The organism is Burkholderia sp. SIMBA_062 (assembly GCF_046534765.1).
GTDB classification, from domain to species: Bacteria; Pseudomonadota; Gammaproteobacteria; order Burkholderiales; family Burkholderiaceae; genus Burkholderia; species Burkholderia ambifaria.
The window spans coordinates 53033-62501 of the sequence record NZ_JAWRYD010000040.1; the positions used below are offsets into that span (position 1 = coordinate 53033).

The 9469-nt window shown below is 62.0% G+C and carries 6 protein-coding genes; 5 read left to right on the plus strand and 1 reads right to left on the minus strand.

The window, feature by feature from the left end; translation table 11 throughout:
- Window positions 1–15: 15 nt before the first annotated feature.
- The 5 genes from tssA (at window position 16) to SB786_RS30895 (ending at window position 8242) form a co-directional block, all read left to right on the plus strand.
- Window positions 16–1137, plus strand: a complete 1122-nt coding sequence (gene tssA, locus SB786_RS30875) for a type VI secretion system protein TssA (RefSeq protein ID WP_410730765.1) — start codon at window positions 16–18, stop codon at window positions 1135–1137.
- Between the two features lie 79 nt (window positions 1138–1216).
- Window positions 1217–3778 (plus strand): type VI secretion system Vgr family protein, encoded by a 2562-nt coding sequence (locus tag SB786_RS30880; protein WP_410730766.1) that lies wholly within the window; start codon window positions 1217–1219, stop codon window positions 3776–3778.
- Window positions 3778–4800, plus strand: coding sequence for a DUF4123 domain-containing protein (locus SB786_RS30885; RefSeq protein WP_410730767.1), 1023 nt, complete (start codon window positions 3778–3780; stop codon window positions 4798–4800). Before SB786_RS30880 ends, SB786_RS30885 begins: the two co-directional genes overlap by 1 nt.
- A gap of 303 nt (window positions 4801–5103) precedes the next feature.
- A complete protein-coding gene (locus SB786_RS30890) occupies window positions 5104–5955 on the plus strand; it encodes a hypothetical protein (protein WP_410730768.1) in 852 nt (283 codons plus the stop codon).
- A complete protein-coding gene (locus SB786_RS30895; protein WP_410730769.1) occupies window positions 5948–8242 on the plus strand; it encodes a hypothetical protein in 2295 nt (764 codons plus the stop codon). Before SB786_RS30890 ends, SB786_RS30895 begins: the two co-directional genes overlap by 8 nt.
- 187 nt (window positions 8243–8429) lie before the next feature.
- On the opposite strand, the gene SB786_RS30900 is transcribed toward SB786_RS30895, so the two are convergent.
- Complete coding sequence (locus tag SB786_RS30900; RefSeq protein WP_410730770.1) at window positions 8430–9356, minus strand: hypothetical protein; 927 nt, start codon at window positions 9354–9356, stop codon at window positions 8430–8432.
- Window positions 9357–9469: the final 113 nt, after the last annotated feature.

The window sequence follows — 9469 nt, forward strand, 5'->3', positions numbered from 1 at the left end:
TGAACTGACCGAACCATGCCGATCAATCTTCCCGAGCTGCTGACGCCGATCAGCGATGCGTCGCCCAGCGGTGACGACCTGCTGTTCTCGAACGAATTCGACGCGATCCAGGACGCGCGGCGCTATGACGATCCGACGCTCGACCAGGGCGAGTGGGTGACCGAGATCAAGGAGGCCGACTGGGGCTTCGTCGTCGATCACGCGGGCGAGCTGCTGCGCACGCGCACCAAGGACCTGCGGCTCGCCGTGTGGCTGACCGAGGCGCTCGCGCTGGAGGACGGCATCACCGGCCTCACCGAAGGCTATGCGCTGCTGGAAGGCCTGTGCCGCGACTATTGGGACACCGTGCATCCGCTGCCCGAAGGCGACGACGTTGAATACCGGCTCGGCAACGTCGCGTGGCTGTCCGGCCGCACGGCCGAGTTGCTGCGCGGCATTCCCGTGACGGAAGGCGCGTCGAACGCGTTCACCACGCTTGACTGGGAAGTCGCGCAGCATGTGGCGCAGGCCGTGAAGCGCGACCCCGATCACGCGGACGACATCGCGCGCGGCAAACCGTCGGTCGAGCAGGTCGATGCGTCGCGACGCGTGACACCGATCGCGTTCTACACGACGCTGCTCGCCAATCTGAAGGCGTTCGAGTTTTCGCTCGACGCGTTCGAGGAGCGGCTCGTCGAACGTGCGGGCGATTCGGCGCCGAGCTTCCGGCAGGCGCGCGACGCGTTCGAGACCGTGTACCGGCTCGCCGAGCGCTTTGCGCGCGAGCAGGGCTATACGGGCAGCGCGCCGCATGCGCCGTCGGCACAGCAGGCGCAGCCCGAGCGCCTCGAGCCGAGCTTCGGCGATGCGTTCCCCACTCAGGAGACCCATGTGCAGTCGCAGACCGCTCCGCGTCCGCCGATGACGCAAATGATTGCCGGCATCCAGAACCGCGCGCAGGCCGTCGACCAGTTGCGCGCCGTCGCGCGTTACTTCCGGCAGACCGAGCCGCACAGCCCGGTCGCGTATCTCGCGGACAAGGCCGCCGAATGGGCCGACATGCCGCTGCACAAGTGGCTCGAGAGCGTCGTGAAGGACGACGGATCGCTGTCGCATATCCGCGAGCTGCTGGGGGTGAGGCCCGATGAGCAGTCGTGAGGCGGTCTTGAACGACGGCTTTGAGACCTGAGAGCGCGGGCCCGGCAGGCTCGCGATGAACGAGAAGAAAGGGTGACGCATGAACGTGACCGAACTGGCACAGGCGATTCGCGGCGGCCTGATTCAGCAGGACCGCCTGCTGAAGACGGATATCCCGTCGCTGCCGAACAATGCGCTCGTGCCGCGCCGCGCGGTGACGCGTTCCGAGCTTGGCCGCGACTTCGGGGTTGTGCTCGACCTGGTATCCGCCGCGAGCGACATCGAGCTCAAGACGCTCATCGCGCAGCCGATCACGCTGTGGATCCAGCAGGCCGACAAGTCGTATCTGCCGATCAACGGCTATATCCATACGGCGCGCCGGCTCGGCGCGGATGGCGGCCTGTCGAGTTACCAGCTCCGCTTCGCGTCGTGGATGCACTTTCTCAAGTTCCGCAGCGACATGCGGTACTGGCAGGACGAGCCGGTCGATGCGATCCTCGCCGATGTGTTCGACAGCCATCCGCAGGCCAAGGGCCAATATCAGTTCGCGCTATCGAAGCCGTTGCCGTCCCGGTCGTACTGCCGCCAGAGCGAAACCGACTGGAATTTCGTGCACCGGTTGATGGAGGACGAAGGGCTGTTCGGTTTCTGGCGGCACAGCGAAGACGGCAAGGCGCACGCGCTCGTCATCACTGATGACCTGCATGCGATCGACGCGCTGTCGCCGAATGCCGTCACGTTCGACCGGTCGGGCACGGGCACCGAAACCGCCGGTTTCACGCAATGGGCCGCGTCGCGGACGTTGCAAAGCACGCAACACACGACGCGCACGTTCGACTACAAATCGCCGTCGTCGGCGGGCAGTCCGAACGGCACGACGCTGCCGACCAAGGCCGGCCAGGGCGACCTGCCGGGCCAGGCGGAAATCTATGAATACACCGGCGCCTATACGTATCCGGGCCACGAGCGCGGCGAACATCTGTCGACGATTCGCCTCGAGGAGTGGGAGTCGCGCGCGAAGCGCTTCTTCGGCGTGGGCGGCATGCGCGCGATCGATGCTGGCCGGCACTTCACGCTGACCGGTCATCCCGAGCACGACCGTGATTCGGCCGGCGATCGCGAGTTCGCGGCCATCGGCGTCGCGCGATACATCGAGAACAATCTACCGATCTCGGACCACGAAGCGAACTTCCCGCATAGCCTGCAGGACGAGCTGGCGCGGGTGAAGGGCGGTCATGTGGACGCGGCTGCGTTCGAGGTCGGACACGACGACGGCTCCGCCGGGTTTTATCTCGTCGAGGTCGAGGCGCAGCGCGCGAGCGTGCCGTATCGGAGCCCCTTCGAGCACCGCAAGCCCGCGATGCAACTCGAGACGGCCGTCGTCGTCGGCCCGAAGGGGGAGGAGGTCTACACGGACGAGCTGAACCGGATCAAGGTCATGTTCGTCTGGGACCGGCAGAGCGAAGGGCGCGAGAATGCATCGTGCTGGATGCGCGTCGTGCAGTCCGATACCGGTGGCGGTTACGGCGCCGTTCATATTCCGCGCGTTGGCGAGGAAGTGCTGATCGGCTACCTCGGCGGCGACTGCGACCGGCCGATCGTGATGCACCGCGTCTACAACGGGGCCGTCAAGCCGCAATGGCATAGTGACGGGATCCTGTCGGGCTTCCGCTCGAAGGAGTATGCGGGATCGGGGCATAACGAGATGGTGCTCGACGACGCGACCGGGCAGAACCGCGCGCGGCTGTTCAGCAGCAGCGCGAATTCACTACTTCATCTCGGCTATCTGATCGATCAGAACGGCAATACGCGCGGCGCATATCTCGGCTCGGGTTTCGATCTGCGCACCGACGCGTACGGCGCGATGCGTGCCGGGCAGGGTTTGTACGTGACGACGCATCCCAAGCAGGCGAACAGCCAGCCGCTCGACGTGAGCGAAGCGAAGCAGCAGCTTACCAACGCCGAGGGGCTGATCGAGTCGATGTCGCAGGTCAGCGAGATGCACCAGGCGGAGAGTCTCGGCACCGGTCACGACGCGTTGAAGCAGTTCGCCGATGTGACGCAGAGCAGCGTGCCGGGCGCGACGGCGGGCGGCGGCAGGACCGGCGGTGGCGGGACGGGGAATGCGAATGCTTTCAAGGAACCGGTGATGCTGTTCGCGAGCCCGGCGGGGATCGGGGTGGCGTCGCAACAGTCGGTCCATCTGGCGAGCGATCGGCAGACCAATATCGTCAGCGGGGAAAGCACGTTCATCACCGGCGGGAAGTCGCTGATCGCCGGCATCCGGGATCGCATCAGCCTGTTCGCGCAGAACGCGGGGATGAAGCTATTCGCCGCGAAGGGCAACGTCGAGGTCCAGGCGCACGCGGACAACATCGAACTTACCGCGCAGAAAACCGTGAAGATGATGGCGGCGACCGAGGCCGTCGACGTGGCCGCGAAGCAGGAGATCCTGCTGACGTCCGGCGGCGCGTATATCCGGATCAGGGGCGGCAACATCGAGATTCACGCGCCGGGGAAGATTGATTTCAAGGGGGGCCAGCACCAGTTCAGCGGTCCGGCGAGCATGCAGTATCCGCTGCCCGCGATGCCGGGCGGCACGTGCAAGCAATGCGTACTGAATGCGCATAGCGGTCGTGAATCGATGGTCGAGGCGGATTGATGGACGAAGTCACCGATATGGGCGACGTGGGCGAGGTAGTCGACGAAGCGCCGAATCCGCGTGAGCCAGAGTGGCCCGCGTTTCTTGAGACGCTGAAGGCCTCGCTTGAGCGCAAGGCCGACGACGGTAGGGCGATGCGGCTTTATGTGCTCGTCGATACGCGCGGGTATCAGGAACTGGACACGCAGCTCTCAGCCATGCGCGACCTGCGCCATGCATCGCTCTGGACCGATACCGGGCTCGATGCCTATACGGATATCGCGCCGTACCTGATCGCGTTCGACCGTCAGGCGCTCGACGACGAGGATGCCGAGCAGCATCGACTGCTGCGCCAGCTGTGGCTGGAGGCTGTCGATCTGCATGCGGTGACGTGGTTGTGTTCGGCGTGGTCGTTCGACGCGCTCGATGCGCTTTTGCGCCAGTACGTGAAGTACGTGCTGCCGAACGGTCGCGCGTACTACCTGTTTTTCTTCGACAACCATGTATTCGCACGGCTTCGGCAGGTGTGGAGCGACACGCAGGCGCAGCAGTTTGTCGCGCCTTTCGCCGAGATCCGGTATCGCGACCGGCGGCTTGGCGAGGTCGTATGGCGCAACGAAACGCCAGCGGTCGAAGGCGCGATGTCGCCGGGCGACGCGCCGGGCCTCAGCGAGCGGCAACATGCGCAGCTGATCGAGCTCGGGTATCCGGACAAGCTCGTGCTGAAGTTTCGGGAGACGATGGCGGCGGTCGTCGATCATCTGTCCGATGCGGAACTGCATGACGTGGTTGTCGAGCAGCTCGAACGCGCGGCGGCGCACGGGATCGGCGACGAGGTCGGGCTGCTCTGCTATGTCGTGACTGGCGTGCAGGTTGCGCCGCAGTTCGACGAGCATCCGGCCGTACAGTCGCGTCTCGAAGCCGTGGCGCGCGGAGAAACTAGCGTCGAGGCGGCGCTGGCGTCCATCGACGATGCGACCTGGGATGCGATTCGCGATGCGCACGAGCGTGGGATGCCGGAGGCGCGTAGTGCTGTGGCGTAGGTCCGTGCTGGTGGCTGGGCTGCCTGCGGTGGCTTTGAGCTCGAACGCGTGTGGCGAGTCGGAGCCGACCTATAGCGGGATTCCCATGATGGCCCGGATCACCATTACCGATGCGTATCGGGTGCAGGAGGTACGAGATGGCTGAGTCGGGTGCGTTCGATCGGGATCGCAGGCAGGTGCCCGTCGGCATCGCGTACCGGACGGCCTTCGGGAGTTCGCGAAGACGGTCGATCACAAATGCAAAGCAGGCACTTGCTCGCCATGGAACGGCATGCAAGATGTCACTCAGAAGGGAAAACTTCGATGCATAGACGAACGAAGCTGGCACGTACGGCGGGTCATGTTCTGGCGACTTGCCTGTTGTTCGCAGCCGTGACGGCTTGCGGTAAATCCGAGCCGAACTACAGCGGAATTTCCGTCATGGGCCGGAACTATCTGCCGTACAACATGAACGGCTTCATCATCGCTGATGCTTATGGCAACAAGGCAAGCGGTGGTGGAGACGACCCGCCCGGCGCAGGCGGCGGCAGCGTCGCGTGTTGTTACAAGCTCAAGGGCACGGAATTTACGGTCAAGTGGAAGTACTACGATGCAGATCGATGGACGATGGACGACTCGCATGCGCAGCAAGTCGAGACCAAAGTGGTAATGCCGCCGTCGGCCGTTCCCGAGAAAGTCGGCAGCCGTATTCTTGAGGTTCATTTCTATCCGGATCGTCACGTCGAGTTTCAGTTCCCCGGGCAACTTCTGGACGAATCGCGAATTCCAGTCGTGGATGTTTCCAGGTGGATGGCGACGCATTATCAGGAGCAACTAGACAAGAAATTCGACGATACGGATGGACAGTCGCATCGGCGCATTGCGCGGGCCGTAGCGGCCGCGTGGCTGAAATACCGGTTGACCGACCGGAATGACCTCGAGCAGTACGCGTATTTCAGTTTGCTCGTGAACAGTCGATTCGACGCGCATCCGGAGGTGCAGCGGATCCTGCGGGCAGCGGCCGGAAGGCCTGGTGCGTTCGCCAAGGCGGTGCAAGCGCTGCCGAAGAACGTGTTGTCCGAACTGGCGAGCGGCAAGTTCAAGTCGGTGAACGTACCGACGATTCCCGAGGGCCTGATGCCGCCTCCGCGCGCAGAGGAGAAGCAGCATGGCTGAGAGAATCAAGCTCGATCCGGATGACGCGACGCCGATGTCCGCGTACATGCAGCTCGTCTGCCAAGACGCGAACATGTATCCGAAAGGGGATTGTCTGCCATGCGGCGCGACGATTCGCATGGGATTTTTCTTCGATGCATTTGGCAGAAATCGCGATATCGATGACAAGTCGAGCTCGCAATACTCGAACATCTGCCGTTTGTGGGAAGCACACCGGGACAACGACGACAGGCATCGGCCAGTCAATCAGTTCTGGTTCCGTTTCTATTATTCTGGTCTCGGTACTCCGCTCAACGAGTCGGCCAAGGCCAATGAGTGGATCAATGCGGGCATAGCCGCGGCCAAGATGGGCGGCAAGAAGGCGATGAGCGGGGCGCAGGCGGTCGCCAAGTCTTTCACGCGCGTCAATACGCCTCTCAAACAGGCCAGCGTGAAAAAGCGCGTCGACGACGTAAAGAAGCAGTTCATCGAGGGTTTTCTCGCGGGGGATTTTTCGCTTCGGCCAATCGATAAGGCATTTCAGGATCTTCGGAAGGATATCGAACGGCTTCCCGCTCAGGCGCGGCGCGTCATGAATGTGCTGAATGCGTCGCCTGAGCGATATTGGGAACGCACCAAGGCTACCGGAACGCTGCTGTGGCGCAACGCGAAGAACGATTTCAAGAGCAACGTTAAAGGCGCCCCGATGAAGGCGGGCTGGGCGGTTGCGCGCAGTCTTTTTGTCGGTATAGCGATGGAGAACGCGCCGATCGTGCGTGACAATTCCGTCATGGCGAAGGCTTTCGGCACGGGTGTCGATACGCGGTTGATCGCAGCCAAAGACCAGTTCGAGGCTGCGTACCACGCGGTCAAGAAACAGATGCCGAAAGTTCGGGCCATTGAGGTATCGGTGTTCGGCGCCGACCGGGGATGCGTGCTCGCGCGTGCGTTCATCAACGATCTGGCGGAGAAATACAAGCGCAGGGACGACATGGATCTCGCAATTGACGGCGTATCGATTCAGATCAAGTTTGTCGGACTGCTCGATGCCGTTTCGTCTGCCATGTCGGAAGAGACGGGCGAACTGATCGGCATGGTGCCGTATCTGGGAATGATCAAAACCAGCTACAAGGATCGAGCACTCGGAATACCGGCCAGTGTGCAGCGCTGTGTTCATTTCGCCGCGGCGCACGAGATGCGCTTTTATCAGCGTCTCGACAGTCTCGAGAAGACCCGTGGCGAGCAATTCCTTTATCCGGGTACGAGTTGCGATGTCGTAGGCGGCGCGCCCACGGGTTCGCTGGGTTTCAACGCCGAGTTGATGCGGATTCCTCTGCGAGACATGCTGCTGGAAGCATTGAAGGCGGGTGCCGTCATGGATACGATGGAGGACTTGCGGGACAAGAAGCCGGACACCTTCCGGAAATTCACGATCGCACAACCGATCAACGTGGACGGCAAGCAATACCGCATCAAGCAACTGGTCGACGCGTACTACGCGCTCGTGCCTCGCAAACCTGGTGCCGACTTCGTTCCGCACGCCAAGGTATTCATGCGCTGGATTGCTGCTCGTTACATGGACCCGGAATTCCGTCGCACGATCTCGGATCCGGTTGCCGACTGGAAGCGCAACACGGCCGACGCCGACCTGCAGCGCAAGACGACGAAGTCGCAGCTCGACTGGGAACTGCAGCGACAAGGCATCAACATGAGCATGGTGGCCAGTCGCAGCCAGGCGGATCAGGAGAAGCTGCGGGGGATGAAGGCTGCGAGCGACGCGGCGCAAAAACGCTATGAGCAGCTAGTCGCGGAAGCGCCGAAGGATTACTCGACGATCTGGGAGCGGCTTGAGAAAGAAGCGGCAAAGAAGCTGCGTCGCGCGCCATACCAGGACGGTCTGAAGCAAGCCGCGGAGCGCATTCGAAATCTGCCGGAAACGTGGGATTCCGATAACAAGTCCAGCGCGGCCGCGGTTGAGGCGGCCATGCTGCCAGAAGCTGAAATGGAGCTCGTGTCGGCCTGGAAGGAAGGTATCGAAGGCAAGCATCCGCTTGCGCCAGACGTGATGGTGCTATTTGACATGCTGGTCCACGATACGTTGTTGACGAGCTGGCAGGATCACGTGCTGGCACCGTCGCTATACTTCCGGACGCGCGCCAAGGATACGTTCGGGGCGAGCAATCTCGCAAAGGAAGCGCAGCAGCGCAAGAAAGATGATCTCGCAGCGGCGCGCATCGAACAGGCAGCCAAACAGAGTCAGGAATGGGCGCGGGGATACAAGGGCGGCGCAACGCCCCCCGTTCATTGAACCGGTGATGCGGACGAGCGCGCATGTCTTAGTGTGTCGGAGACATGCGCTTCCCGCCGATGCGGATGGTTGCTCCCACGTAAGGCAGTTGGCTCCGGATAATTCGCGGCAGTCATCTTGTCGACTGCAATACGAACGGTCTGTGGTGCCGCATCGATCCTGATCGAGCCGAATTGCGTTTCGATCATTAGGTCCGGCCGTGCCCATTCTCCTCTCGTGATGGTGGCAATAGCCCTGTCGCAATCGGCGGCACCGAAACTGCTTGAAACCGGTCGGTCCCGAGCTCCTTCGTAACAGCAGGGGGCAGGGTTGCAACCGCCTTCGCGAATGCTCCCGGCTTCCCTTTGCACGACTCGATCAGCTTGTGCACCTCGGGGTGCGCATCGAACCGTGGATTCACCAGCAGCACGTAATATGCGTATTGCTCGAGATCACTGCGGTTGGTAAAGCGGTACTTGAGCCACGCTTGCGCGACAACTCTCGAAATGCGACGGTGCAGCTGCGCGTCATTGTCCTCATACCTCTTTTCCAGCCGGCTTGCGTAACGTTTCGTCAGGTCGCGTGACACGTCCACGATCGGCAATCGCGTACTTCCCAATATCTGGCCAGGAAAGGACAGTTCGACATGGCGGTCCGGATAGAAATGCACTTCGAGAATGCGTGAACCGATTGAATCGGGCACCACGGCCGGCGGCAACGACACGCTCGTCTCTCCCTGCTGCTTCTTTACCTGCTCTCCCGGCCGCCAATCGTCCGCGTCGTAATAAATCCACTGAACCTTGAATTCGGTTCCTTTCAGCAGGTAACAGCAGGTGATGCTGCCTTCACCGGTGCCGGGTTCCAGATCGCCGCCACCACGTGCCTTGTTGCCGAATTGATCAGTGATCGTGAATCGAACCAGGTTATACGGCAGGTAGTTCAGGGCCTCCGTTGAAACGCTAGTGTAGGTAGGTTCGGACTTGCTGCACGCAGCCATCGAGACGAACATCATGCTTGCGGCAGCGACTCGCAGCGCAGTCGACAATCGTTCGCCGGTCCGACGGGCGTCTCGATAGCGAAGAGCGGCCGCTAGGCATGTTGGGGCAGCCGGTTGTATCAAATCAGGCAAAGGCATCTCTTTGCATTGGCACGGCGGCACGCCGCTTGGAATGGACCTATCCGTGATTTCGTGGGCGGGGCATATCATGAGGTGTAAAAGTCATGGATATGCCGATGAAGAAGAAAAGA